The sequence below is a fragment of the Arthrobacter sp. NPDC056886 genome (genome assembly GCF_042788715.1).
Taxonomy (GTDB): domain Bacteria; phylum Actinomycetota; class Actinomycetes; order Actinomycetales; family Micrococcaceae; genus Arthrobacter.
In genome coordinates this window covers 265,826-289,788 of record NZ_JBHUBT010000005.1, presented here as the reverse complement: position 1 = coordinate 289,788, position 23,963 = coordinate 265,826, and the positions used below count along the sequence as shown (strand labels likewise).

The window sequence follows — 23,963 nt, the reverse complement described above, 5'->3', positions numbered from 1 at the left end:
CATTCCCGCTGTCCGGGCGCACTCCCCGGGGCACTCCCTCTGTCCGGGCGCACTCCCCGGGGCACTCCCTCTGCCGGGGCGCACTCCCGGGGCACTTTGGCGCGGACACGCCGTCAACTGGGCCGCCGACGTCGAATATTGCGCCCAAAATGCCCCCAGACGGCAAACCCACGCAGAAGAACCAGGCGCAGGACATTCCCGGCGCACAAGAAAGCTGCCGGCCGCCCCAAAAAGGAGCAACCGGCAGCTGTTGTTTGGCCTGCGGCGCGCTAAACCGGGTTCCTAGACCATCGCCAGGACCATCCCCGGGTCGGCCAGCATGGCGCCGAGGTCCTGGAGGAAGCGCGAGCCCTGCTCGCCGTCGACCAGGCGGTGGTCGAACGAGAGGCTGAGCGTCATGACCTGGCGCAGGGCGACCTCGTCCTGGTACTCCCACGGCATTTTCCGGACCGCGCCGAGGGCCAGGATGGCTGCCTCGCCCGGGTTCAGGATGGGCGTGCCGGCGTCAATGCCGAAGACGCCGATGTTCGTGATGGAGATCGTGCCCCCGGAAAGGGCCTCAGGACTTGTCTTCCCGGCCCGGGCCGTGTCCGTCAGTTCCGTCAGGGCGGAGGAGATCTCCATGAGGGACAGCCGGTCCGCATCCTTGATGTTCGGAACCGTCAGCCCGCGCGGGGTCGCGGCCGCAATGCCCAGGTTCACATAGTTGAACTGGACGATCTCCTGGTTGGCTTCGTCCCACCGGGCGTTGAGCGTCGGGTGGTTGCGCAGCGCGATCAGCACCGCCTTGGAAACCAGCGTCAGCGGCGTGAGCTTGTAGCCGGCAAACGCGCGGCTGGCCTTGAGCCGTGCCAGAAGCTCCATTGTGGGCGTGACGTCGACCGTCAGGAACTCGGTGACATGCGGTGCGGTGAAGGCGCTGGCCACCATGGCGGCGGCCGTGAATTTCCGCACGCCCTTGATCGGCGTGCGGGTCTCCCGCTCGCCGCCGGCCAGGACGCGCCCAATGGAGGGCGCCCCAACTGATTGTGCAGCGCCGGCGAGTTCCTCCTCTGCTGGCAGGTCTCCCCCGCCGACGAAATTCAGGACATCGTCACGGGTGATGAGCCCGCGCTCCCCCGTGCCGGTCACGGCCTCGAGGTCGACGCCGAGGTCCTTGGCCAGCTTGCGCACCGGCGGCGTGGACCGCGGACGCTCCCCCGGCGCGGATGAGGCCGGCCCGGTTTCGGCAGGCTTGGGGTCAACCGGCTCAGTAGCGCGGACCGGGGCCACCGGCTCGGCGCGGACGGGAGCGGCGGGGGCGGGCTGAGAAGCCGTCGCCGGGGCCGCAAAAGAGCGGGCGCGGCGGGCGGGCCGGCCGGAGGCTTCGAGGACGGCGCCGTAGCCCACGAGGTTCGGCTCACGCTTGGCGGCGGTCCCGTCCGCACCGGCACCGTCGGAACCGCCGGAGCCGTCGTCGTCAATCTCGAACGAAACGATCGGCTTGCCGACTTCCACCACAGTGCCGGGCTGTTCGTGCAGGGCCGCGACCACGCCGGCGAACGGCGAGGGCAACTCGACCACCGCCTTGGCAGTCTCCACCTCGGCGATGATCTGGTTGAGCGTGACGGTGTCGCCTACCGCGACCTTCCAGGCGACGATTTCCGATTCCGTCAGTCCTTCGCCGAGATCCGGCAGCCTGAATTCCTTGATCATGGTGGCGCTCATCCTTCCAGCCCGCTGAGGGAGTTGGGGCGGCCCATGGCACGGTCGACGCCGTCGAGAATCCTGTCGAGGCCCGGCAGGTGGTGCATTTCCAGCTTGGAGTACGGGTACGGAACGTCGAAGCCGGTCACCCGTACCGGGGCGGCTTCGAGGTGGTAGAAGCAGCGTTCGGTGATGCTCGCGGCAACCTCGGCGCCGAGGCCGCCGGACTGGCCGGCCTCGTGCGTGATGACCAGCCGGCCGGTCTTGCGGACAGACGCCTCAAGGGTGACGAAGTCCAGCGGTGCGAGGGAGCGGAGGTCGATGACCTCGACCGAGACGCCTTCGTCCGCGGCCGCGAGTGCGGCGTCGCGGGCAGTTTTGACCAGCGGACCGTAGGCCACAAGGGTGACGTCGTTGCCCTCGGTGACCACGCGGGCCTTCTCCATGGAAAGCGCAGTGCTCAGGTCGACAGTCTCGTCCACCTCGCCCTTGTCGTGGTAGCGCCGCTTGGGCTCGAAGTACAGGACGGGATCATCGGAGGCGATGGCCTGCTGGATCATCGTGTAGGCGTCCTGGGGGTTGGACACGCTGACCACGCGCAGCCCCGAAGTGTGGGTGAAGTAGGCCTCGGGCGATTCCGAGTGGTGCTCCGGAGAGCCGATGCCGCCGCCGAACGGGACGCGGATGGTGATGGGCATCTTGACCGCGCCCTGGGTGCGGTAATGCATCTTGGCGACCTGGCTGACGATCTGGTCGAACGCCGGGTAGATGAAGCCGTCGAACTGGATCTCCACCACCGGGCGGTAGCCGCGGTAGGCCAGGCCGACGGCGGTGCCCATGATGCCCGATTCGGCGAGCGGGGTATCCACGACGCGGTGCTTCCCGAAATCCTTCTGCAGCCCGTCGGTGACACGGAAGACACCGCCGAGGGCGCCGATGTCCTCCCCCATCAGGACCACCTTGGGATCGTTCTCGAGGGACTTGCGCAGGCCCGAATTGATGGCTCGGGCAAAGGTCATCTGCGTCATCAGCGTGCACCTTCTTCAGAAGCGGCTTCTGCGGGATCGCCGAAGGAAGCCAGGTAACGGGAGTACTGCTCCTGCTGGCGGTCCAGCCAGGAGTTGGGCGTGCTGTAAACGTGCTTGAAGATATCCAGCGGCTGCGGCTCGGGCATGTTGATGGTGCCGGCCCGGAGTTCCTTGGCCACGGCGTCGGCTTTCGCGGCGACGGCGTCTTCAAGGTCCGCGGTCAGCAGTCCCTTGCGGTCCAGCAGCGATTTCATCCGGGAGATCGGGTCCTTGGCAGCCCAGTCCTCGAGCTCGTTGGCGTCCCGATAGCGGGTGGGGTCATCCGCCGTCGTGTGCGGGCCCATCCGGTAGGTCACGGCCTCGATAAAGGTGGGGCCGCCGCCATGCCGGGCGCGGTCCAGGGCGATGCGGGTGGCCGCCATGACGGCGAGGACATCGTTCCCATCGACCCGCATGCTGGGGATGCCGAACCCGGAGGCGCGGTCGGCCAGCTGGATGTGGGACTGCAGCCGGACAGGCTCCGAGATGGCCCAGTGGTTGTTCTGGCAGATGAAGACCACCGGCGCCTGGAAGCTCGCGGCGAAGACCATGGCCTCGTTGACGTCGCCCTCGCTCGTGGCGCCGTCGCCGAAGTAGGCCACGGCGACGCAATCGGCGCCGTCATTCTGGATGCCCATGGCATAGCCCGTTGCGTGCAGGCTCTGCGCACCGATGATGATCTGCTGGGTGGCAACGTTGACGGTGAACGGGTCCCAGCCGGCGGAGGCGTTGCCCCGCCAGGCGCGGACCAGGTCCTCCGGTTTCACGCCCCGGCAGAAGGCCACACCGTTGTCGCGGTAGCTCGGAAAGACAAAGTCGTCCTCGCGCAGTGCGCGGGCCGAGCCGATCTGGGATGCTTCCTGGCCGAGCAGCGGCGGCCAGAGTGCCAGCTCGCCCTGCCGCTGGAGGGCGGTGGCTTCGGCATCGATCCGCCGGATGACCACCATGTCCTCGTAGAGGGAGCAAAGCTGCTCGTCGCTGACGTCCTGGAGCCAGGAATCGAACTCCGGATGGCTGATGCGCTCACCCGCCGGAGTGATGAGCTGGACGAGATCGCCGCCCGTCCGCCTCGTTGAATTTTCACTGTTCCCGGGGCCTCCGGCGGAAATTCCGCCCTTGCCCGCGTCGTCGGTAAACACTGTAGTCCGCACCTTCTGACGTCGTCTGACCGGAACTCGCAGGACTTGTGGTCCCGCGGCGCGCCAGCCGCCCGGGCGCCGTTGCCCCGGATAATTGTGACCCTACTCACAATGCTCATCGGGTACAACCACCCCTAAGAATACTGAGCATTATGCACTGCCGGACCACCCCAGACCGTGCTAATCTTGCGCATTATGCAACCCTTGGATGGCACTGACACCCGCCTGCTTTCGGCCATGTCACGGGACCCCCGGCGGACCGTGGTGGCCCTCGCCCAGAAGCTCGGACTCTCGCGCAATACGGTGCAGGCCAGGATGGCCCAGCTGGAGAAAAAGCATGTGTTCCTCTCCTTCGAGCGGCGCATCAATCCGGTGTCCCTGGGGTATCCGCTGATGGCCTTCATCTCCGTCCACGTCCAGCAACAGAAACTCGGCACCCTGGCTGTCGAGCTCGCCGGGATTCCGGAAATCCTGGAGGGCTACGGCCTGACGGGCTCGGCCGATCTGCTCCTGCGGGTGGTGGCGCTCGACGCCGAGGACCTGTTCCGGATCAATGGCAAGATCCTGGCCTGCGACGGCGTGGACCGGACCGATACGGCCCTGGCGATGGGTGAGCTGATCCCGTTCCGGATCCAGCCCCTGCTAGAACGCGGATCCGCCGACAACTGACCCGCCTCATCTGGCGCAGGGAGATCTGTGCGCAGGGAGGCCGCGGCGCTAGGCTGTGTCCGTTGGGTCCCCCCTGAGTCAGTGGGTCCGCGCAGGCGGCCCTGTTCAACAGGCAGTGGCTGTCTGGACTGCCGGAGAGGCTTGAGCCGTGAGCAGTCCCGAGGAACCGCACCGACCGCCGCTGCCCGGGCATGAGCCTGCGGCGGGCCAGCAAGCCCCCGGTCAGCCGCCCGTTCCGTACTATGCGGCCCCGCCCGGGCCGGCCGCACCTGGGCCGGGCGGCGACGGCGCACCGCCCAACTACGCGCCGCCTGCCTCGAATCCGTCTTCCGCCCCACCCGGGAACGGCTCACCGCCCAACTACGCGCCGCCTGCCTCGAATCCGTCTTCCGCTCCACCCGGGAACGGCGCACCGCCCAACCACCCACCGCCCAACTACCCATCTCCCGGAAACGGCGCGCCGTCGTACTACGGCAGCCAGCCGCCGTCGCACTACGGCAGCCCAGGCCAGCCTCCCCCTAAAAAGAGCCGCAAGGCGCTGTGGATCGTCCTCGGGATCGTCGGCGGGGTGCTGCTGCTGGTAGCGGCCGGCGTCGTCATTCTCCTCAGCGTGGTGGGCGGAGCCACCAACCAGGCGCGGGGCATCGCGGACGATTTCACTAAGCTGATCATCGTAGGCGACGTCAACGGCGCCTACGAGAAGTACCTGGATCCGGCCCTCATGGAGAAGATCTCCCGGGAGGAGTTCGCCGCCGGGGTGCGGAGCCTGGAGCTGGACGCCAGCTGCAAACCAAACTATTCCAGCCTCAACGTCAGCACAGACAACGGCTCCAACTCGGCCGACGTCGCGGGTTCCATCGACTGCGACACCAAGCGGGTGGAGCTGGCCTACCGTTTTGAGGGCCGCGACGAGCTCAAGATGGTCAATATCCGGCTGCGGCCGCAGCGCTGACTCCGGCAAGCTCGCTCGCGCCCGTCGCCCAATTGGCGCCGGCCAGTTAACAGCAGGAGCTCCCGTGCTGCTGCACGGGAGCTCCTGCTGTTGGTAGGCCGGTCCTAGTGGTTGGTGGCCTTCTCGGCACCCACTCCGGTCAGGGAACGGACCTCCATTTCGGCCTGCTTCGTGACATCTTCCTTCCGCTTGTCTAGCACGGTGCCGAGCCAGCCAAGGAAGAACGCGAGCGGGATGGAGACGACGCCCGGGTTGCTCAGCGGGAAAATCGCGAAGTTGGCGCCGGGGATCATCGACGTCTTGGCCCCGGAGACCACCGGGGACAGCGCAATCAGGATGATGGCCGCGGACAATCCGCCGTACATGCTCCAGAGCGCTCCCTGGGTGGTGAACCGGCGCCAGAACAGCGAGTAGAGGATGGTGGGAAGGTTGGCGGACGCCGCCACGGCGAAGGCGAGCGCCACGAGGAACGCGACGTTTTGTCCGTTGGCGAAGATGCCGCCGGCGATGGCCAGCAGGCCGATCACCACGACGGTGCGGCGGGCAACCTTGACCTCAGTGCCGGCGTCGGCCTTCCCCTTGGCCAACACGTTGGCGTAGATGTCGTGCGCGAAGGACGCCGCGGCGGTGATGGTAAGGCCGGCCACCACGGCAAGGATCGTGGCAAAGGCCACCGCGGAGATGAAGCCGAGCAGCAACGGCCCGCCGAGGTGGAACGCGAGCAGCGGTGCGGCCGAGTTGACGCCGCCGGGAGCGGACTTGATGGTGTCCGCGCCGACGAGTGCCGCGGCACCGTAGCCGAGCACCAGCGTGAAGAGGTAGAAGATGCCGATCAGCCAGATGGACCACACCACGGACTTGCGGGCTTCCTTGGCCGTGGGCACGGTGTAGAAGCGCATCAGCACGTGGGGCAGGGCCGCGGTGCCGAGCACCAGCGCCAGGCCCAGGGACATGAAGTCGAGCTTGGAGGTATCGGACTTGCCGTACTGCAGGCCCGGATTCAGGACGGCCGGATTCTTCGCGGTTTCCGCGGCACCGCCGAGCAGGTCAGAGAGGTTGAAGCCGTAGATCGCCAGGACCCAGAAGGTCATGACCGCGGCGCCGGCAATCAACAGCATGGCCTTGATGATCTGGACCCAGGTGGTGCCCTTCATGCCGCCGATCAGCACGTACATGATCATCAGGACGCCGACGACGATGATCACCAAGGCCTGTCCGCCCCAGTCGCTGATGCCCAGCAGCAGGGAGATGAGGCTGCCGGCACCGGCCATCTGCGCCAGCAGGTAGAAGAAGCAGACGGCCAGGGTGGAGATGGCGGCTGCGATGCGCACGGGGCGCTGCTTGAGCCGGAAGGACAGGACATCGGCCATGGTGAACTTGCCCGTGTTGCGCAGCAGTTCGGCCACGAGCAGCAGGGCCACGAGCCAGGCGACGAGGAAGCCGATGGAATACATGAAGCCGTCGTAGCCGTTGATGGCGATCGCACCGGTGATGCCCAGGAAGGAGGCCGCGGAGAGGTAATCGCCCGCGATGGCCGTGCCGTTCTGCGACCCCGTGAAGGAACGTCCGGCGGCGTAGTAATCGGCCGCGGTCTTGTTGTTGCGGCTGGCGCGGAAGACGATCACCATGGTGACCGCCACGAACAGGGCGAAGATGGCCATGTTCAGCAGGGTGGTGTCTTTGAGGGCGGCGACATTGACCGCGGGGACCATGAGTGTCATTTTGCTGCTCCGCCTACCGGGTTGCCGTGCTTGTCGAATTCGTGCCCTTCGATCCCGTGGCGGATTTCGGAGGCAATGGGGTCGAGTTTGCGGTTGGAGTAGCTGACGTACCAGCCGGTGATGGCGAACGTGGAGACGAACTGCAACAGGCCCAGGAGCAGGCCGATGTTGATGTTGCCCCAGACTTTCGTGGACATGAATTCCACCGCATAGTCGGCCAGCAGGACGTATGCGAAGTACCAGAGCAGGAATGCAATGGACATCGGGAAGACAAAGCTGCGGTGACGTTTGCGCAGTTCCTTGAACTGCTCCGTCGACTGGACTTCCTTGAAGTCCACGGCCGCCGCTGCGTCCGTTTCTTGGGCGTCGTGACCCATCGGTTCCTCCTCATTGAGAGTGGTGAGCCCACACCGGCTGCCGTGGTCTCGCGGGACTCCGCGTACAACCCCTCAAGCCAATGTGACTGCAATCACTCTGTACCGTGACGCGCGTGCGTTCTAGAACCCCCGCCGGCTGCGTCGCCCAACGGCCCCCAGCCTGCGCCCAACGGTATCCGCAGACGCCGAAACGGGCCCCGCCGGTAGGCTGGCACCATGCCCGACTCTCCCTTGCTCACCGCCGCCGCAATCGCGGTGATTGCCTTGGCGATCGCGGCCGTCGTCGCCGTGGGACTCAAGGTCCTCCGCTCCTTCCGGGACCTCGGCACCGACGTGGAGCGGGCCACCTACAAGACGCTGCATGCCGCCTCCCGTGCCGGCCAGTACCTGCGGACGGGCCTCAACCCGGCCGGCGCGGCCAAGGCCAGCAAGCAATTGCGCAGCCTCCTGGGCTGCGACGCCCTGGCCATCACCGACACAATGGGCGTGCTCGCGTGGGACGGCGCCGGCGAGGAACTCAAGCCCGCCCTGATGGGGCTCGCGGCCAAAGTGCTCGACGGCGGCCACCTCGCCGTGATTCCGGCGGGCGAACTCCAGCTGCTTGCCGCCGGCAGCGGCGGGCAGACGCTGACCCCGGAGGTGGAGCGCGCCGTCGTGATCGCACCGATCAAAGCCGGTGCCCGCGTGGTCGGCGTGGTCGCCGCCTTCGCGCCGGCCGCCGGCGCCGGGCTGGTCCGTGCCACCGGCGAGGTGGCCGACTGGGTGGCCACCCAGGTGGAACTCGCCGAGCTCGACGCCTCCCGCACCCTCTTGATGGAGGCGGAGGTCCGGGCCCTCCGCGCCCAGATCAGCCCGCACTTCATCTACAACTCGCTCAACGCGATCGCCTCCTTCATCAACACGGATCCGGTACGGGCGCGCGAGCTCGTTGTGGAGTTCGCCGACTTCACCCGCTACTCCTTCCGCCGCCACGGCGATTTCACCACCCTGGCCGAGGAACTGCGCTGCATCGACCGCTACCTGCTCCTGGAACGGGCCCGCTTCGGGGACCGTGTGCAGGTCAGCCTGCGGATCGCTCCGGAAGTCCTGAGCACTGTGATCCCCTTCCTGAGCCTGCAGCCGCTGGTGGAAAACGCGGTCCGGCACGGGCTGGAGGCCAAGGAGGGACCGGGTCACATCTCCATCACCGCGGACGACTCCGGCGCGTTCGCGGAGGTGACGATCGAGGACGACGGCGTGGGCATGGACCCGGACCAGCTGCGCTCCGTCCTTGCCGGGCACAACGACGGCGATCACGTGGGGCTGCGCAATGTGGACGCCCGCCTGCGGCAGGTTTACGGTGACGACAACGGCCTCGTGATTGAGACGGCACCGGGCGAAGGTACCCTGATTACGATGCGCGTCCCCAAGTCCCAGCCCCGGCACGACGCCTGATCCGGGAAGGTCCGCGACTAATCCGCGACGGTCCCCGCCGGCTGCACATGCCTGGCGGCCTGGACCGGCCAAAATGCCTCCGGCAGTAGGCTAGAGCCATGATTAACGTCCTCGTCGCCGACGACGAGCTCCCCGCCGTCGAGGAACTGGCCTTCCTGCTCGGCAAGGATGACCGGATCGGCGCCATCCACCGTGCCTCCTCGGGCGCCGAGGCCCTGCGGGTCCTTGAGGCCGAAGAAGTCGACGCCGTTTTCCTCGACATCCACATGCCAGCCCTGTCAGGCCTCGACATTGCCCGGGTCATTTCCCGCAGCTCCCATCCTCCCGCCGTGGTCTTCGTGACCGCGGACGAGGACTGCGCGCTGGAGGCCTTCGAACTCGCGGCCGTGGACTACCTCCTCAAGCCGCTGCGCGCCGAACGGCTGGCGAAATCGATCGGCCGCATCAGCGACCTGCTCAAGGACGGTGCCCCGGCGCCCGAAATGATCACCGTGGACCTGGGCGGGACCACCAAGATGATCCGGCGCGAAGACGTCACGTACGTCCAGGCGCAGGGCGACTACGCCCGGCTGCACACCGCGGAGGCGAGCTACCTCATCAGGGTTCCGCTGACCGACCTCGAACAGCAGTGGGCCGACGCCGGGTTCCTGCGCATCCACCGCTCCTATCTGACCGCGCTGAACCACATCAGCCACATGAAGCTTGCCGCGGCGCGGCCCAGCGTCACCGTGGCCGGGGCCGAACTGCCCATCAGCCGCCGGCACCTGCCGGCGGTCCGGGAAAAGCTCGAAGCAAGCCGTATCCGGCCGCAGGCATGACGCGGGTCCGGGTCACGGCGCCGCGGACCGTCACGTCGGGCAGCGCCACGTCGGGCGGTGCCACACGGGGCAGTGCCGCCCTGGCCGGCGGGCGCTCCACGGCGGCCCCGCACGAGGCAGCAGAGGAATCCGACGCCGGACAGCTGTTCGTCCGCTCGCTCATCCGGTCCCAGCTCCGGCTGGGCCTCGTGGTGGGCCTGGGTTTCCTGCTGATCCTGCTCGCCTTCCCGCTCATGCTCGGGCTGGTCCCCGGCCTGGCGGGCTCCACCATTGCCGGCCTGCCCTTCGACTGGGTGCTGCTGGGTGCCGGAATCTATCCGGTGATTGGTCTCAGCGCCTGGCTGTACGTGCGGACCGCCGCCAGGAACGAGGCCCGCTACCGGGACCTCGCGGGCGACAAGTGAGGGACATGACCGGAGAGCTGACGTCCCGGGTGGGCGGAACGTGAACCCCGTCGTCGGCGTGGCCGCGTTCGCCGCGGTCTCGCTCGCCACGGCCGTCATCGGTTTCTACGGGCTGCGGATCTCACGCACCACCGGGGACTTCTACGTGGCGTCCCGGACGGTCAAGCCGTGGTGGAATGCCTCGGCGATCGGCGGCGAGTACCTCTCGGCAGCGAGTTTCCTGGGTGTCGCCGGACTGATCCTGCTCTCCGGCACCGATGCGCTGTGGTACCCGGTGGGCTACACGGCCGGGTACCTGATGCTGCTCTTGTTCGTGGCCGCTCCCCTGCGCCGCTCCGGTGCCTACACGATTCCGGATTTCACCGAGGCGCGGCTCGATTCGCGGGCCGTCCGCCGCGTCACCAGCCTGGTGGTGGTCCTGGTCGGCTGGCTCTACATCGTCCCGCAGCTCCACGGCGCGGCCCTGGCTATCCGGATCACTACGGGCCTTCCGGCCTGGGTGGGCCCGGTGGCTGTGGTCGGCGTCGTCTGCATCACCGTGGTGGCCGGCGGGATGCGCTCCATTACGTTCGTCCAAGCGTTCCAGTACTGGCTCAAGCTGACCGCGCTGGCGGTGCCGATCGTGTTCCTGCTGTTTGTGCTGGGCGGCGGCGAATCCGCCGTGGCGGAGTCGCCGTCATCCAGCGCAGCCAATCCGACGGCGCTGGCCCCCGCGGGGCCGTATCAGATCATTTCACTGCTCGTGGCCCTGCTCTTTGGGACACTTGGGCTGCCCCACGTGCTGGTCCGCTTCTACACGAACCCGGACGGGCAGTCCGCCCGGCGGACCACCCTGATTGTCCTGGGCCTGCTGTCGGTCTTCTACCTGTTCCCCACGGCGTATGGCATGTTCGGGCGCATGTTCGCCCCCGACCTTGCCCAGAGCGGCCAGGCCGATGCGCTGGTGCTGCTGCTGCCCGGCCGGATGATCGGCGGGATGGCCGGCGACCTGCTGACGGCGCTCGTAGTGGCCGGGGCGTTCGCGGCGTTCCTGTCGACGACGTCCGGGCTGGTGGTCTCCCTGGCGGGCGTGATCAGCCAGGACGTGTTCGGCGGCAGTGTCCGGGGCTTCCGGCTGGCGGCGCTGATCTCGGCCATCGTCCCGCTAGGGGTCGCATCGATGACCGAATCGCTGGCGCTGGCCGGCAGCGTGGGGCTCGTGTTTGCCTTTACGGCGTCCACCATCTGCCCGGTCCTGCTGCTGGGCATCTGGTGGCGGGGACTGACCGACGCCGGGGCAATCGCCGGCATGGCGACCGGCGGCGTGCTCTGCGGCAGCGCGATGGTGGCCGGCTCGGTGCTGGGCGCTGCCCAGACGCCGTCGTGGCTGGCGCAGCCCGCCGCCTGGACGGTCCCGGCGGCGTTCGCCGTCACAGTCCTGGTGTCCCGGGCCACGCGGGCCCGCGTGCCGCGGACCCTGACGCGGCTCATGACCCGGCTGCACACCCCGGAACGGCCGCTCGCGACGGAACGGTGACGCGCCGTCGACCCGGCAGGGGGCGCGCGGCATCCGGCAGGGGGCACCCGGCGTCGGGCGTGATTAGTCGATGGCCGCCATGAGCTCGACGGCGCGCTCCAGGAACGCGTCGACCTGGCTTTCCTCGTAGCCGTCCCGGCCCACAGCGGGGCGGAACACGGCACGCCGGACGTTGTCCACGCTCAGCGGCTGGTCTTCCTCGAGGTAGCCGATCAGCTCGTGGCACAAATCGTCAACGTCGGTGATGTTGTAGCTGCGGGTCTTGGGCTTGGACGGGCGCCGGAAGCGCTGGCCGTCCGGGCGGTGCAGGCGGCCGCGCAGGACGCCCGCGAGCCGTCCGATTTCGCGCAGCCAGGCGTCCTCGCCGCGCTCGGCAACCAGCTCATCGCGCTCCCGCCGCGCCAGGGCGTCTTCGAGCCGGTCCAGCGCGGCGTCCACGCCGGCCGCAGCGTAGCCGCCCTTCACAGGATCGAAGGACACGGCGCGGACGTCGGAGCTCTTGATGGCGCGGGCGGCCGCTGACGGCGCTTCAAATGACACCCGGGCGCGCTGCAGGAAATCGTCGACCTGCTTGGCGTTGTAGCCATACTGGTTCCGCTGCACGCGGTCAAAAGACGCAGGAATCTGCCGTTGAATGTCCACTGTTTCTTTGTTCCTTTGATGCCGTTCGGCTGGTTTGCTCGGCACCATTCTAGGCGCCGGAAGTGCTGGTGCCGTGCTTCTAGGCGCCGGCGAGGGCCGAGAACAGGATGAACGCCACCGGCGAGGCGAAGACAATCGAGTCCAGACGGTCCATGACGCCTCCGTGACCGGGGAGGATGCTGCTCATGTCCTTGATGCCGAGCTCGCGTTTGACCATCGATTCGGCGAGGTCGCCGGCGGTGGCGGCTGCCACCATGCCCACGGCGACCACCACGCCGAACCACCAAGGCTCGCCCAACACGAAGATCATGGCGAGCACGCCCACAATGACGGCGCCGGCGATCGAGCCGGCGAAGCCTTCCCAAGTCTTCTTGGGGCTGATCTTGGGGGCCATCGGATGCTTGCCCAAGGATGCGCCCACGAGGTAGCCGAAGGTGTCGTTGGCTACTACAAGGAGCAGGAGGGTGGCGATTTGCCAGGCTCCCTGCGGGATCACCCCGTCGGGCCAGAGGCCCACCGGCGTCTCGCCGTCGGCGGTGTGCAACAGCAGCGTCGCGAAGCTGATCAGGAACGGCACCCAGGACAAGGTGAAGACCCCCGCGAAGATGCTCCGCGCGGAGCCGGCGGCACCCTCCAGGGTCCGCCATAACAGCACCGCCACGCTGCTGACGAGCATGGCAAAGAGCAGGCTTTCCAGTCCGCCGAAGTAGGCGGCGATCGGCATGGCGACCGTTCCGACCATCACGGGGACGATCGGCAGCCGTGTGCCTGCGGCCTCCAACGCGCGGTAAATTTCCCAGACGCCGAAGATCGCAAACGTGGCGGTCACCAGGACGAAGCCGAGCGGGAGGAAGAGCAGCCCGCCGAGGACGCACACGAGCATGCCCACACCCGACCCGATGGCGGCGGGCAGGTTCCGGCCCGCCTTGGGCGTCGGGTTTTCGCGTTGCTTCCCCCGCCTCCGGGCGCGCGGCCCGGAGGTCTCCTTTGCCTGATCCATCAGACCTCGAGCAGCTCAGCTTCCTTGCGCTTGAGCAGCTCGTCAATCCCGTCCACGTGCGCCTTGGTGATGGCGTCGAGTTCCTTCTCGCCGCGTGCGCCTTCGTCTTCGCCGGCGTCGCCGTCCTTGACGAGCTTGTCCAGCGTTTCCTTGGCCTTGCGGCGGATGTTGCGGATGGACACCTTCGCGTCCTCACCCTTGGACTTGACGATCTTGACGTATTCCTTGCGTCGTTCGCTGGTCAGCTCGGGAATGGTAATCCGGATGACGTTGCCGTCGTTGGAGGGGTTGGCACCCACCTCGGAGTCGCTCAGGGCGCGTTCGATGTCGCGCAGGGCTGTCTTGTCGTACGGGGTGATGAGGATGGTGCGGGCATCCGGGACCGCGAAGGAGGCCAGCTGCTGCAGCGGTGTCGGGGTGCCGTAGTACTCCACGACGACCTTGTTGTACAGGCCAGGCGTCGCGCGGCCGGTCCGGATCGAGGCGAAGTCGTCCTTGGCTACCTCAACTGCCTTGTCCATCTTGTCCCCGGCTTCGAGCAGGGTTTCTTCGATCACGGTCTCTCCTCAGAAATTGGTGCGTCCCGGGGGCCGGGGCGCGGCACGTCTTCTTGTGCGCCTGTGTCTTCCGCCAGCCGGCGGAAAGGTCCTGAAAACATCCTAGCTGTTGCTAAGGGGTGACGACGGTGCCCAGGTCTTCGCCCCGGATGGCGCGGGTGACATTGCCCTCGCCTTCCATGCCGAAGACCACCATGGTGAGGTTGTTGTCCTTGCACATGGTCATCGCGGTCTGGTCCATCACGCGGATGTCGCGGCGAAGGGCGTCGTCGTAGCTGAGGCGGTGCAGCTTCTCCGCCGACGGGTCCTTCTTCGGGTCAGCGGTGTAGACGCCGTCGACGCCGCTCTTGGCCATCAGGACGACGTCGGCGTGGACCTCCAGGGCGCGCTGGGCGGCAACGGTGTCCGTCGAGAAGTACGGCAGGCCGGCGCCGGCGCCGAAGATGACAACCCGGCCCTTTTCCATGTGGCGGATGGCGCGGCGGGGAATGTAGGCCTCGGCCACCTGGCCCATGGTGATGGCGCTCTGCACGCGCGTTTCCACCCCGGCCTGTTCCAGGAAGTCCTGGAGCGCGAGGCAGTTCATGACAGTTCCGAGCATGCCCATGTAGTCGGCGCGGGAGCGGTCCATGCCGCTCTGGGACAGTTCGGCGCCGCGGAAGAAGTTGCCTCCACCGACGACGATTGCGACCTCGACGTCGGGGACTGCAGCGGCGATCTGCTTGGCCACGCCGCGGACGGTATCCGGGTCAACGCCAAGTTTCCCGCCCCCGAAGACCTCGCCGGAGAGCTTCAAAAGGACGCGGCGCCTGTTCTTCTTTGGCTGGGCTGAAGTGGTGACGGTTTCCATGGTGCCTTCCCGTTGGTGAACTCTGAGTTAGGTTATCGTGCTGTGCGCCCAAGGCGGCATTCCGGCCGTGACCGGAACCATGCCTCGCGCGTGCATGCAAAAGGGGTGGCCACCGTGGTGACCACCCCCTTAGCGTGCCTGGCTATTGCCTGACTGGTGTCTGTCTAGTCTCTGACTAGGAACCGACGCGGAAGCGCGTGAACGCGGTTCCCTTGACGCCGGCCTCTTCGAGAACCTGGGCGACAGACTTCTTGGCATCCTTGGCGAATGCCTGGTCGAGGAGAACCTCGCCCTTGTAGAAGCCGGTGACGCGGCCTTCGACGATTTTGGTCATCGCGGCTTCGGGCTTGCCCTCGGCCTTGGCGGTTTCCTCGGCGATGCGGCGCTCGGACTCGACGAGCTCGGCCGGAACATCCTCGCGGGAGAGGTAGTTCGGGGACATCGCGGCGACGTGAACAGCGACGTCGTGGGCTGCGGTGGCAGCTGCTTCGCCTTCGCCGTCAACAGCAAAGAGCACGCCGACCTGGGCCGGGAGATCCTTGGAGGTCTTGTGCAGGTAAGCGTCGACCGTTGCGCCCTCGATGCGGGAGATGCGGCGGACAACAACCTTCTCGCCCAGAACAGCGCCCTCTTCGATGACAACCTCGGACAGCGGCTTGCCGTCGACGTCGGTGGCCAGCAGGGTCTCAAGGTCGGCAGCGCCGGACTCGACGGCCACGGTGAGGACCTTGTCAGCCAGCTGGATGAACTTGTCAGCCTTGGCGACGAAGTCGGTCTCGCAGTTGACTTCGATCATCACGCCGACGCCGTTGGAGACCTTGGCAGCAACCAGGCCTTCAGCGGTGGAGCGGCCTTCGCGCTTGGTGGCGCCCTTGAGGCCCTTGATGCGGATGATTTCGATGGCCTTCTCGGCGTCACCGTTGGCTTCGTCAAGAGCCTTCTTGACATCCATCATGCCGGCGCCGGTGCGCTCGCGCAGAGCCTTGATATCAGCGGCAGTGTAGTTCGCCATGTGAACCCCTCTGTCTAGAAATTTATGTGGTGTACGGACCGACAGGACGGCTGCTCACCGAGTGAGCGGCCATCCTGTCGGTACCCCCTATGCAGCTGAGCGCATGTGGGGAGATCCAGATTTACTTGTCTGACTACTTAGCTTCGTCGGCAGCCGGTGCTTCTTCAGCAGCCGGTGCAGCTTCAGCGGCGGGTGCCTCTTCGGCAGCCGGAGCAGCCTCAGCGGCGGGTGCCTCTTCGGCAGCCGGAGCAGCCTCAGCGGCGGGCGCTGCAGCAGCTTCAGCCTTGTTGCCTTCGAGGAGCTCGCGCTCCCACTCGGCCAGCGGCTCTTCCGGAGCTTCCGTGGTGCCGGTGGCGCGCTGGTTGCGGGCGATGAGGCCCTCGGCAACGGCGTCGGCGACCACGCGGGTCAGCAGGTTGACGGAGCGGATGGCGTCGTCGTTACCCGGGATCGGGAAGTCGACTTCGTCGGGATCGCAGTTGGTGTCCAGGATGGCAACAACCGGGATGTTCAGCTTCTTGGCTTCGTCGACAGCAAGGTGTTCCTTCTTGGTGTCAACGATCCACAGCGCGGATGGCGCCTTGGTCAGGTTGCGGATACCACCGAGGTTGGTTTCCAGCTTGGTGAGTTCGCGGCGAAGGAGCAGCAGTTCCTTCTTGGTGTAAGCCGAACCGGCGACGTCGTCGAAGTCAATCTCTTCGAGTTCCTTCATGCGCTGGATGCGCTTGGAGACCGTCTGGAAGTTGGTCAGCATACCGCCGAGCCAACGCTGGTTGACGTACGGCTGGCCAACGCGGGTGGCCTGCTCGGCGATGGATTCCTGCGCCTGCTTCTTGGTGCCGACGAAGAGAACGGTGCCGCCGTGTGCAACGGTGGCCTTCACGAACTCGTAGGCACGGTCGATGTAGGACAGCGACTGCTGCAGGTCAATGATGTAGATACCGTTGCGCTCCGTGAAGATGAAGCGCTTCATCTTCGGGTTCCAACGGCGGGTCTGGTGTCCAAAGTGGACGCCGCTGTCAAGCAGCTGGCGCATAGTTACGACGGGCATGCCGACGCTCCTTCCGGCAGGTCATTCATGAGAGAGCCCATGGCTCTCTTACCCTGCCAATAGTTGACGGTTGTTTAGCATTCGCCCGGGGCGGGCGTTGCTCCTGGCATCCACTGCGCTTCCCATCCGTACCCGAAGGAACGGACCGCAGGAGGCACAGTCCTCCGCAGCTGAAGTTTCAGGCTTCTTTTGAGGAGGGCTGGATACGCGTAGTCAGCCACTGCTCCCCCGCACCCCTGAATGAGGCGTGCCGGCCTGGACAACCACGAATTATCGCGACGTACAAGCGTGAGGGCACAGCAAACTGCTCCACCAAGTGTACTACAGCGGCCCCGTACCGAAGGACGGTTTTCGCGGGGTCGCGGGGCCGGGTTCCGGGGCTTTGACGGGCGCCGTTGGGCATGTTTCGTGACGCCCGGGATTGCGGCTGGCCGGCATGCGACTGGGGCCGGTATCCGTCGTTGGGCGGTAGCCGTCCTAGCTGCCTCCGGGCCTTCGCCGAATCCCTCGTGGCGTCGTCGAGCACATTCCGCGGCGCCCGGAACCGAAGACGAACGGGCATCAGACTGGGATGCAGGCGCCTCCCGACCGTACTTGAGGCTTTTCCACATAGCCCTCGTGGGACATTCCGCCCAGCGCGCCGCCGCGGCAGGCTGGGGCCATGAAGATCTCCCCCGGCCTTGCAGCACTGCTCCTGGCACTGTCCCTCATCCCGGCTGATTCAGTCGCCGCGGCCTTCAAAGTTTCGGCGTCCACCCAGGTCTCGGCGTCCACCCAGGATTCGGTTTCCACCCAGGGTTCGGTTTCCACCCAGGGTTCGGTTTCCACCCAGGGTTCGGTTTCCACCCAGGGTTCGGTTTCCACCCAGGGTTCGGTTTCCACCGTTCGCGGCTCCCCGGGGGCAGCGCCTGTCCCGGCACCCGCCTGGCGCTGGCCGCTCAGCCCGCGGCCGGCGGTTCTGCGCGCCTTCGATCCCCCGGCCAGGCCGTGGCTCAGCGGTCACCGCGGTGTCGACCTTGCCGCGGCACAGGTTGGTGCCCCGCTCATCTCGCCGGCCGCCGGAACGGTGAGCTTTGTCGGGACGGTGGTGAACCGGCCGGTCATCACGATCGATCACGGCAACGGGCTGCGCAGCAGTTTCGAGCCGGTGGCGAGTTCACTGAGGGCCGGGGCCGCCATCGCGGAGGGCGATGTCCTGGGGCAGGTACAGGCCGGCCACTGCGGCCCGGCACCGCCCTGCCTCCATTGGGGCGTCCGGCGCGGCGAAGAATACGTCAATCCGCTGGCGTTCGTGATGGATCTGCGACCTTCCGTCCTGCTCCAGCCCATTGACGCTGGCCCATCATGAACGGCTCCCTCATGAACGGTTCCCTCATGAACGGCTCCCTCATGAACGGCTCCCTCATGAACAGCCCCCCATGAACGGCTCCCGTGTGAACTGCTCACCCGTGACCGCTCCCTCGTGCAGGCACGGCAGGCAGTCTCGGCGGCTGTTCGGCGCGGATTAGACGATTGCGGATATTCCCGTGATCGCCCGGCCGGTGACCAGGGTGTTGATCTCGTGCGTGCCCTCGTAGGAATAGATGGCTTCGGCGTCCGCGAAGACTTTGGCCATCTCGAAGTCCGTCACGATTCCGTTGCCGCCGAGGATGCTCCGACCCAGGGCCACACTCTCGCGCATGCGCGCGGTGGTGAACGCCTTAGCCAGGGCGGACTGCTCGTCCTTCGCCTCGCCCGCGTCCTCCAGCTGGGAAAGCCTCACCATCATGCCCATGGAGCTGACCGCGTTGCCGAGGATCTGCACGAGCTGGTGCTGGATCAGCTGGAAGGAGGCAATCGGGCGGCCGAATTGACTGCGTTCCACGGCGTAGCGCCGGGCGACGTCGAAGGCCGCGAGCTGCTGGCCCACCGCTTGCCAGGCCACGGCGAGGCGGGTGACTTTCAGGACCTTGTTAGTATCGCGGAAGCTGTTGGCGTTGGCGAGCTTGAAGAACTCCGGCACCACCACGTTGTCGAGCGTGATGTCGGCGTTCTGGACCGTGCGCAGCGAGATCTTGTTCTCGATCTTCACGGCGCTGTATCCCTCGGTCTTGGTGTCGACGAGGAAGCCCTTGACCTGGTTGTCCTCGATGTCGCGGGCGTAAATGACCACCCAGTCGGAGAAGGTGGCGTTACCGATCCAGCGCTTGGCGCCGTTGAGGATCCATTTGCCGCCGTCGCGCCGCGCCGTGGTGCGGGTGCCGCCAGCGACGTCGGAGCCGCCAAGAGGCTCGGTGAGGCCGAAGGCGCCGATCTTCTTGAGCGAATAGATTTCCGGAAGCCACGCGTCCTGCTGCTCCTGGGAGGCAAGGGCTTCGATGGAGCCGGTGAAGAGCCCGTCATGGACGCCCATGAACGTCGCGATCGACGTGTCCGCCCGGGTGGCCTCGGCGTGCAGGATTCCGGCGAAGAGGTTCGAGTACCCCTGCCTTCGGACCGGGCTGACCAGGTCGATTTCGGCAAGCTTCGGGATCAGCTCCATGGGGAACTCCGCGCGATTCCAGCAACCAACGGCGATCGGCCTGACCTCGCGGGTGAGGAACTCGCGGACCTCGGCCAGCCTGTCCTGCTCCTTGGCGCTGAGCAGCTGCTCGAACGCGAAGAAGTCGCCGTCGGCGTAGGGCAGGTTGTTAATGTCGATTGCAGCTTTGGGCATGATGTTCCTTCACTCGTGATCAGCGGCGACCAAAAGGACGCAGACTTAGCGCCGGCGATATGTTACTGACCAGTAACATATCGCAGTCTGCTGACGGCTGCAAGCACCGGGCCCGACAAAAAGGGAGCCGCGGCCGACGTCGGACGTCAGCCACGGCTCCCGTGGTGCGGCCCCCAGGATGAGGAGGATCCCGCAGAAATGTAGGGCTACTCGGACTTGAACCGAGGACCTTAGGATTATGAGTCCCGCGCTCTAACCAGCTGAGCTATAGCCCCCTGCGCCCGGAGGCAGTCCTGGCCCGTGGGGGCCGGATTGATTCCGGGCAAAAATACTCTAGCAATAGTAGACGCATCGCAGGTGCATGCGGCCACCGGTCGGCACGGTGCGCCTCCAGCCGGCCCGCCCGCAACGGGCCACAACGGGCCACAGCCGGCCCAGCAGCAGCCTGCCTAGACGACGAAGTCGTCGTAGCTGGCGCCCCGGTAGATGTCCTCAAACGTCTGCAGCGTGCGCGCGATGCCGTGGTTCTCCACCATTTCCCGGCTGGTCTTGCCCATAGCCGCGAGTTCGTGTGAGGGCAGCGAGAAGACACTGGCCAGCTTGTCGGCGAGGTCATCGCTGTCGTTGGGCGTGAAGAGGTAGCCGTTCTCCCCGTCACGCACCAGGTGCGGCAGCGCCATCGCGTTGGCCAGCAGGACTGGCGTCGAAGCCGACATCGCCTCCAGGGTCACCAGGGACTGAAGTTCCGCCGTGCCGGGCATGCAGAACACGTCGGCCATGATGTAGGCCCTGCGAAGGTCGGCGTCGCTGGCCATGCCGAGGAATCTGACCCTGTCCGTCAGTCCCAGCCGGGCGACCTGGGCCTCGAGGGCCGGACGGACTTCTCCGCCGCCGACGATTTCCAGGTGGATATCCAGGTTCTTGGGCGTCTTGGCGACGGCGTCAATCAGCACGTCCACGTGCTTCTCCTCGGCCAGCCGGCCGACGAAGAGTGCGGTGGGGCTGGCGTGGCGTTCCACCGTCTCGTCGGGACGCAGCTCGTAATTGGCGGCGTCGATGCCGTTGGACAGCGGCAGGACCTTGCGGAGGAATGCGTGCTGGTGCATGGCTTTGGCGGCCAGCGGCGTGGGTGTGGTCACGACGTCGGCCTGGCCCATGACCTTGCCCATATCCCTCCAGGAGATCCGGCCAATGATGTCCTTGAACCACTGCGGGAACGGCAGGAAGGGGTTCAGGTTTTCCGGCATGAAGTGGTTCGTCGCCACCACCCGGATGCCGCGCTTCACAGCTTCGTAGAGGACGTGCTCGCCGATCATGTAATGGCTCTGGATGTGCACCACGTCCGGCTGGACGCGGTCAAACAAAAGACCGATTTCCTTCTTGATCTCCCAGGGGAAGGTGATCCGGAAGTACTCGTGCGTGGGCACGGAATGGGAGCGAAGGCGGTGCACGGTGGCCTCTTCGCTGAACTCGCTGTAGCTCGCGCCCTTGCCCGGGCGGCATGCCAGGACGTGCACGTTGTGCCCGCGGGCAGTCATGCCCTTGGCGAGGCGGTAGCCGAACTGGGCGGCGCCGTTGACGTGGGGCGGGTACGTGTCAGCGGCAATCAGGATGGTCAGCGGGGACTGGTTGTCGGACTTGGTCACGGGAAGAGCTCCTGGTGGTCGCTGTGCGGACAGCTGGATCAATGGCGGCCGGCTGGCGGTCGGCACAGGCGCGCCGGGCCTGCAGCCGAAGCTTGGACTGATGCCCTAGGACCTGCCCGCCGCCTTCCGCGCTTCCTTCTTGCGCTTGGTGACTTCCGGGTGGTGCCTGGAGAGGGCTATAACTCCCACGATAGCAAGCAATGCGGCCGTGCCCATGGCAATAGCCGTCACGGCTTGGACGTCTGGGCGCAGTTCTCCCAGAATCACGATGCCGATCGCGATGCCCACAATGGGGTCAATCACGGTCAATCCGGCGATCACGAGGTCCGGCGGGCCGCTGGAGTAGGCGTTTTGAACAAACCACGATCCCAGAGCGCCGGCAGCAATAAGCGCCAAGACGCTGTACCACGGCACATTCAACAGGAACTGTCCGTTGGGATCGAGCAGATGCCTGCCAATGATGCGGGTCAGGACAGCTACGAAGCCAAACAGGACGCCGGCGCCAAGGATGTAGACGAATGCGCTCAGGCGGTGCTTGAACAGGACGGCGAGCGTGCCGAAAAGCCCCACGGCCAAGGCCAGGAGCAGCACGATGGTCAGCTCGTCCGAGGCACTGACGTTGTGGTTCTCCTGGGTCGCGTTGACAGCCAGCAACACGAACAGCGCTGAGCCCGTCACACAGCAAGAGATCGCCACGACGGTTGCCCGGTTCATGCTCAGGCCCTGGTCCTTGGTGTTGACCACGGTGGTGATGACCAGCGCGATCGCGCCGATCGGCTGCACCACCGTCAGGGGGGCCATGACGAGGGCGACGGCGTTCATCGCCATGCCGACGCACAGCAGCAGGAGGCCGAGCACCCAGCGCGGATTGCGCGCAAGCCGCAGCAGGCCGTGGCTGCTCAGCGCGAGGCCACCGGTATCGGCCTTGACCGCGCTGCCCTGGCGCTGGGCACCAAAGGCCAGGCAGAAGGCGCCGAGTACCGCAAGCAAAACCGCAAGCCACACCATCAGTGGGAGCCGCCGTCGTGCGCCCGAAGCTGCCTGCCCTTGGCAATGATGGCCCCGACGTAGTTGTACGCCGCGATCCAGTGGCCCACGAGGCCCAGGCCCAGGAAGATCCACGCGACCGTGGCGTAGACGTTCGCGGCGGGCACCGGAAGTTTGGACAGCACCAGCAGCGGTGTGCCCACCAGCAGCAGGCCCGTCCGGATCTTTCCGATGCGGCTCACCGGCAGATCCGGGTGGCCGTGGAAATAAAACAGTGACAGGGCCAGCAGGACCGCGTCCGGCACCAGCAGGGCGACGAGGTACCACCACTCGACGACGCCGGCGATCACCAGGGTCACGGCCACGGCGATCAGTGAGAGCCTGTCGGCAATAGGGTCCATGACCCGTCCGAGGTTGGACATCTGGTTGAAGCGGCGGGCGATGTAGCCGTCCACCCAGTCGGTGCTGGCCATGACGGCGAGCACGAGGGCACCGTAGCCGTACTCGTGTTCCGAGAGGACCAACCAGATGAACAGGGGAACACCAAGGAAGCGCACCACGGTCAGGACATTTGGAACCGTGAAGACCGCGTCGCGGTGGACGAGGGGTTGCCCGGGGCGGGCACCAGCGCCGATGAACTTCATCGATTCCCCCTTTCCGTGGACGGCAACGGTTTGGCGTGTCGGTTCAGGGTCTGCCTAACCCTTCATGAGCCTGCGCACCAGAACTGCCAAGGCGGCGGCCGACGCGGCCAGCACAGCAAGGGGCTTCCAACGGTTCTTGATTTGGCCGGTCAGGTTCTGCCCGTCAGTGGATGTGGGCGTCCCCGCCGAGGTGCGTGCTGAGGAGCGGAATTCTGCGATCTTGTCGCTGAGCTGCGCCTTCCCGACCTGCAGCCGGGCCTGGGTGGCGGCCAGCAGCGTCTGGGCTTGGGTCTTGACATCGAGTTCCCGGCCGAGGTCGTCGCGGACGCCGGTGAGATGCGTCCGCCGCTGGTCCAGCCGGCTTCGGAGTTCGGCCTCTGTGGGGGCAGGCCCCAAGTCGGGCTGCGCGGCGGCTTTGGCTTCCTTTTCCGCCTTCGCCTTGGCGGCTGCGGCTTCCTTGGCGGCCTTCGCGGCTTTGTACTGTTCGGAGTTCGGATCCAGGACGGCTGCGTCGAACGCGGAGCCTTCCCTGGCAATGCCAAGATCGTGCCTGAGTCCCCGGATTGTGTCCTCGGGAACCAGAGGCATGACCGCCTTGAACTTCCTCTGCCCGATGAGCGCCCCGATCGCGGCAATGATCAGGCACACAGCCGAGACCAGCAAGGCGGCGAGCCACGCCGGCATGATCGTGGCAAGGCCCATGATCGCGGCGACCATCAGCCCGATCACCAGCAGGCCGATGAAGACCAGGGCGACGGCGAAGAAGGCGCCGGCAACACCGAGCTGCATCCCCTTGCGCTTGATTTCCGCCTTGGCCAGAGCAATCTCGTCACTGAGCTGGCGGGGCGCCAGCTTGAAGATCATCTTCAAGGTTTTCGGCAGCGCGGAAATGCGCAATCCGCTGCCTGTCCCGCCGCTGTGACGTCCGCTCATCGGTCCCGCCTAACTGGTGCCATCCGTCGATCCGCTCACGCGGGCTTGCCGGGTCTGGACAGCTTCGCACAGACCCCGGTGTCAAAACTATCATTTAGGCTCTTGGCAGGCCCTTTCAGGCAAGGTGTGGCGCGCCCGCCCAGCCACCGGCCGGCCGCCCTCG

23 protein-coding genes and 1 tRNA gene are annotated in these 23,963 nt (G+C 66.5%); 7 read left to right on the top strand and 17 right to left on the bottom strand.

Annotation, left to right across the window (positions count from 1 at the left end; genetic code table 11):
* Window positions 1–282: 282 nt before the first annotated feature.
* The 3 genes from ACFRJ8_RS11105 to pdhA are packed head-to-tail and all read right to left on the bottom strand — an operon-like array spanning window position 283 to window position 3,892.
* Window positions 283–1,707, bottom strand: coding sequence for a dihydrolipoamide acetyltransferase family protein (locus ACFRJ8_RS11105; RefSeq protein WP_377986191.1), 1,425 nt, complete (start codon window positions 1,705–1,707; stop codon window positions 283–285).
* Window positions 1,704–2,714 carry an alpha-ketoacid dehydrogenase subunit beta gene (locus ACFRJ8_RS11100; protein WP_277526070.1) on the bottom strand — a complete coding sequence of 337 codons (1,011 nt, stop codon included), beginning with the start codon at window positions 2,712–2,714 and terminating at the stop codon, window positions 1,704–1,706. The genes ACFRJ8_RS11105 and ACFRJ8_RS11100 overlap by 4 nt, the downstream gene beginning before the upstream one ends.
* Window positions 2,714–3,892 carry a pyruvate dehydrogenase (acetyl-transferring) E1 component subunit alpha gene (pdhA, locus tag ACFRJ8_RS11095; RefSeq protein ID WP_377986188.1) on the bottom strand — a complete coding sequence of 393 codons (1,179 nt, stop codon included), beginning with the start codon at window positions 3,890–3,892 and terminating at the stop codon, window positions 2,714–2,716. Before pdhA ends, ACFRJ8_RS11100 begins: the two co-directional genes overlap by 1 nt.
* Before the next feature lie 195 nt (window positions 3,893–4,087).
* Here pdhA and ACFRJ8_RS11090 point away from each other — a divergent pair, with 195 nt between their 5' ends.
* Together ACFRJ8_RS11090 and ACFRJ8_RS11085 are read left to right on the top strand one after the other, a co-directional pair.
* Window positions 4,088–4,561, top strand: coding sequence for an Lrp/AsnC family transcriptional regulator (locus ACFRJ8_RS11090; protein ID WP_277526072.1), 474 nt, complete (start codon window positions 4,088–4,090; stop codon window positions 4,559–4,561).
* Between the two features lie 148 nt (window positions 4,562–4,709).
* Window positions 4,710–5,513, top strand: a complete 804-nt coding sequence (locus ACFRJ8_RS11085; protein WP_377986186.1) for a hypothetical protein — start codon at window positions 4,710–4,712, stop codon at window positions 5,511–5,513.
* Window positions 5,514–5,617: 104 nt separating this feature from the next.
* On the opposite strand, the gene ACFRJ8_RS11080 is transcribed toward ACFRJ8_RS11085, so the two are convergent.
* The gene (locus ACFRJ8_RS11080) at window positions 5,618–7,234 is read right to left on the bottom strand and encodes a cation acetate symporter (RefSeq protein WP_377986184.1); all 1,617 of its coding nucleotides are present in this window, start codon (window positions 7,232–7,234) and stop codon (window positions 5,618–5,620) included.
* Window positions 7,231–7,611, bottom strand: coding sequence for a DUF485 domain-containing protein (locus tag ACFRJ8_RS11075; protein WP_277526075.1), 381 nt, complete (start codon window positions 7,609–7,611; stop codon window positions 7,231–7,233). The genes ACFRJ8_RS11080 and ACFRJ8_RS11075 overlap by 4 nt, the downstream gene beginning before the upstream one ends.
* Before the next feature lie 216 nt (window positions 7,612–7,827).
* On the opposite strand from ACFRJ8_RS11075, the gene ACFRJ8_RS11070 reads away from it, so the two are divergent.
* From ACFRJ8_RS11070 to ACFRJ8_RS11055, 4 genes are all read left to right on the top strand, one after another.
* Window positions 7,828–9,045 carry a sensor histidine kinase gene (locus ACFRJ8_RS11070; protein WP_377986182.1) on the top strand — a complete coding sequence of 406 codons (1,218 nt, stop codon included), beginning with the start codon at window positions 7,828–7,830 and terminating at the stop codon, window positions 9,043–9,045.
* Between the two features lie 98 nt (window positions 9,046–9,143).
* Entirely contained in the window at window positions 9,144–9,863 is a 720-nt protein-coding gene (locus ACFRJ8_RS11065; protein WP_377986180.1) for a LytR/AlgR family response regulator transcription factor, read from the top strand.
* Window positions 9,860–10,267 (top strand): hypothetical protein, encoded by a 408-nt coding sequence (locus ACFRJ8_RS11060; protein ID WP_377986178.1) that lies wholly within the window; start codon window positions 9,860–9,862, stop codon window positions 10,265–10,267. Before ACFRJ8_RS11065 ends, ACFRJ8_RS11060 begins: the two co-directional genes overlap by 4 nt.
* A 40-nt stretch (window positions 10,268–10,307) precedes the next feature.
* Window positions 10,308–11,783, top strand: coding sequence for a cation acetate symporter (locus tag ACFRJ8_RS11055; protein ID WP_377986176.1), 1,476 nt, complete (start codon window positions 10,308–10,310; stop codon window positions 11,781–11,783).
* 63 nt (window positions 11,784–11,846) lie between these two features.
* On the opposite strand, the gene ACFRJ8_RS11050 is transcribed toward ACFRJ8_RS11055, so the two are convergent.
* From ACFRJ8_RS11050 to rpsB, 6 genes are all read right to left on the bottom strand, one after another.
* Window positions 11,847–12,473: a DivIVA domain-containing protein gene (locus ACFRJ8_RS11050; RefSeq protein ID WP_377986174.1), complete on the bottom strand. Its 627-nt coding sequence runs from the start codon at window positions 12,471–12,473 to the stop codon at window positions 11,847–11,849.
* Between the two features lie 31 nt (window positions 12,474–12,504).
* The gene (locus tag ACFRJ8_RS11045; protein ID WP_377986172.1) at window positions 12,505–13,425 is read right to left on the bottom strand and encodes a phosphatidate cytidylyltransferase; all 921 of its coding nucleotides are present in this window, start codon (window positions 13,423–13,425) and stop codon (window positions 12,505–12,507) included.
* Complete coding sequence (gene frr / locus ACFRJ8_RS11040; RefSeq protein WP_377986170.1) at window positions 13,425–13,982, bottom strand: ribosome recycling factor; 558 nt, start codon at window positions 13,980–13,982, stop codon at window positions 13,425–13,427. Before frr ends, ACFRJ8_RS11045 begins: the two co-directional genes overlap by 1 nt.
* Window positions 13,983–14,094: 112 nt before the next feature.
* Window positions 14,095–14,832: a UMP kinase gene (pyrH, locus tag ACFRJ8_RS11035; RefSeq protein ID WP_377986168.1), complete on the bottom strand. Its 738-nt coding sequence runs from the start codon at window positions 14,830–14,832 to the stop codon at window positions 14,095–14,097.
* Window positions 14,833–15,007: 175 nt separating this feature from the next.
* The gene (gene tsf, locus ACFRJ8_RS11030; RefSeq protein ID WP_277526084.1) at window positions 15,008–15,844 is read right to left on the bottom strand and encodes a translation elongation factor Ts; all 837 of its coding nucleotides are present in this window, start codon (window positions 15,842–15,844) and stop codon (window positions 15,008–15,010) included.
* 133 nt (window positions 15,845–15,977) lie between these two features.
* Window positions 15,978–16,895 (bottom strand): 30S ribosomal protein S2, encoded by a 918-nt coding sequence (gene rpsB, locus ACFRJ8_RS11025; protein WP_277526085.1) that lies wholly within the window; start codon window positions 16,893–16,895, stop codon window positions 15,978–15,980.
* A 661-nt stretch (window positions 16,896–17,556) separates the two neighbouring features.
* Between rpsB and ACFRJ8_RS11020 the strand changes: the two genes are divergently transcribed.
* Window positions 17,557–18,243, top strand: a complete 687-nt coding sequence (locus ACFRJ8_RS11020) for a M23 family metallopeptidase (RefSeq protein ID WP_377986165.1) — start codon at window positions 17,557–17,559, stop codon at window positions 18,241–18,243.
* Between the two features lie 156 nt (window positions 18,244–18,399).
* Here the strand turns inward: ACFRJ8_RS11020 and ACFRJ8_RS11015 are convergent, their stop codons facing one another.
* From ACFRJ8_RS11015 to ACFRJ8_RS10990, 6 genes are all read right to left on the bottom strand, one after another.
* Window positions 18,400–19,590, bottom strand: coding sequence for an acyl-CoA dehydrogenase family protein (locus tag ACFRJ8_RS11015; RefSeq protein ID WP_377986164.1), 1,191 nt, complete (start codon window positions 19,588–19,590; stop codon window positions 18,400–18,402).
* Between the two features lie 201 nt (window positions 19,591–19,791).
* Window positions 19,792–19,865: transfer RNA gene (locus ACFRJ8_RS11010), tRNA-Ile, on the bottom strand.
* 174 nt (window positions 19,866–20,039) lie between these two features.
* Complete coding sequence (locus ACFRJ8_RS11005) at window positions 20,040–21,236, bottom strand: glycosyltransferase (RefSeq protein ID WP_377986162.1); 1,197 nt, start codon at window positions 21,234–21,236, stop codon at window positions 20,040–20,042.
* Window positions 21,237–21,341: 105 nt separating this feature from the next.
* Window positions 21,342–22,244 (bottom strand): DMT family transporter, encoded by a 903-nt coding sequence (locus ACFRJ8_RS11000; RefSeq protein WP_377986160.1) that lies wholly within the window; start codon window positions 22,242–22,244, stop codon window positions 21,342–21,344.
* On the bottom strand, window positions 22,244–22,867 hold the full coding sequence (locus ACFRJ8_RS10995) for a CDP-alcohol phosphatidyltransferase family protein (protein WP_377986158.1): 624 nt from the start codon (window positions 22,865–22,867) through the stop codon (window positions 22,244–22,246). Before ACFRJ8_RS10995 ends, ACFRJ8_RS11000 begins: the two co-directional genes overlap by 1 nt.
* Before the next feature lie 54 nt (window positions 22,868–22,921).
* Entirely contained in the window at window positions 22,922–23,800 is an 879-nt protein-coding gene (locus ACFRJ8_RS10990) for a phage holin family protein (protein ID WP_377986157.1), read from the bottom strand.
* Window positions 23,801–23,963: the final 163 nt, after the last annotated feature.

Bases quoted from the DNA above. Each gene is read 5' to 3' on its own strand.
- ACFRJ8_RS11105 (WP_377986191.1), bottom strand. From the start codon at position 1,707: ATGAGCGCCACCATGATCAAGGAATTCAGGCTGCCGGATCTCGGCGAA.
- ACFRJ8_RS11100 (WP_277526070.1), bottom strand. From the start codon at position 2,714: ATGACGCAGATGACCTTTGCCCGAGCCATCAATTCGGGCCTGCGCAAG.
- ACFRJ8_RS11090 (WP_277526072.1), top strand. From the start codon at position 4,088: ATGCAACCCTTGGATGGCACTGACACCCGCCTGCTTTCGGCCATGTCA.
- ACFRJ8_RS11080 (WP_377986184.1), bottom strand. From the start codon at position 7,234: ATGACACTCATGGTCCCCGCGGTCAATGTCGCCGCCCTCAAAGACACC.
- ACFRJ8_RS11075 (WP_277526075.1), bottom strand. From the start codon at position 7,611: ATGGGTCACGACGCCCAAGAAACGGACGCAGCGGCGGCCGTGGACTTC.
- ACFRJ8_RS11070 (WP_377986182.1), top strand. From the start codon at position 7,828: ATGCCCGACTCTCCCTTGCTCACCGCCGCCGCAATCGCGGTGATTGCC.
- ACFRJ8_RS11065 (WP_377986180.1), top strand. From the start codon at position 9,144: ATGATTAACGTCCTCGTCGCCGACGACGAGCTCCCCGCCGTCGAGGAA.
- ACFRJ8_RS11060 (WP_377986178.1), top strand. From the start codon at position 9,860: ATGACGCGGGTCCGGGTCACGGCGCCGCGGACCGTCACGTCGGGCAGC.
- ACFRJ8_RS11050 (WP_377986174.1), bottom strand. From the start codon at position 12,473: ATGGTGCCGAGCAAACCAGCCGAACGGCATCAAAGGAACAAAGAAACA.
- ACFRJ8_RS11045 (WP_377986172.1), bottom strand. From the start codon at position 13,425: ATGGATCAGGCAAAGGAGACCTCCGGGCCGCGCGCCCGGAGGCGGGGG.
- pyrH (WP_377986168.1), bottom strand. From the start codon at position 14,832: ATGGAAACCGTCACCACTTCAGCCCAGCCAAAGAAGAACAGGCGCCGC.
- tsf (WP_277526084.1), bottom strand. From the start codon at position 15,844: ATGGCGAACTACACTGCCGCTGATATCAAGGCTCTGCGCGAGCGCACC.
- rpsB (WP_277526085.1), bottom strand. From the start codon at position 16,895: ATGCCCGTCGTAACTATGCGCCAGCTGCTTGACAGCGGCGTCCACTTT.
- ACFRJ8_RS11020 (WP_377986165.1), top strand. From the start codon at position 17,557: ATGAAGATCTCCCCCGGCCTTGCAGCACTGCTCCTGGCACTGTCCCTC.
- ACFRJ8_RS11015 (WP_377986164.1), bottom strand. From the start codon at position 19,590: ATGCCCAAAGCTGCAATCGACATTAACAACCTGCCCTACGCCGACGGC.
- ACFRJ8_RS11000 (WP_377986160.1), bottom strand. From the start codon at position 22,244: ATGGTGTGGCTTGCGGTTTTGCTTGCGGTACTCGGCGCCTTCTGCCTG.
- ACFRJ8_RS10995 (WP_377986158.1), bottom strand. From the start codon at position 22,867: ATGAAGTTCATCGGCGCTGGTGCCCGCCCCGGGCAACCCCTCGTCCAC.
- ACFRJ8_RS10990 (WP_377986157.1), bottom strand. From the start codon at position 23,800: ATGAGCGGACGTCACAGCGGCGGGACAGGCAGCGGATTGCGCATTTCC.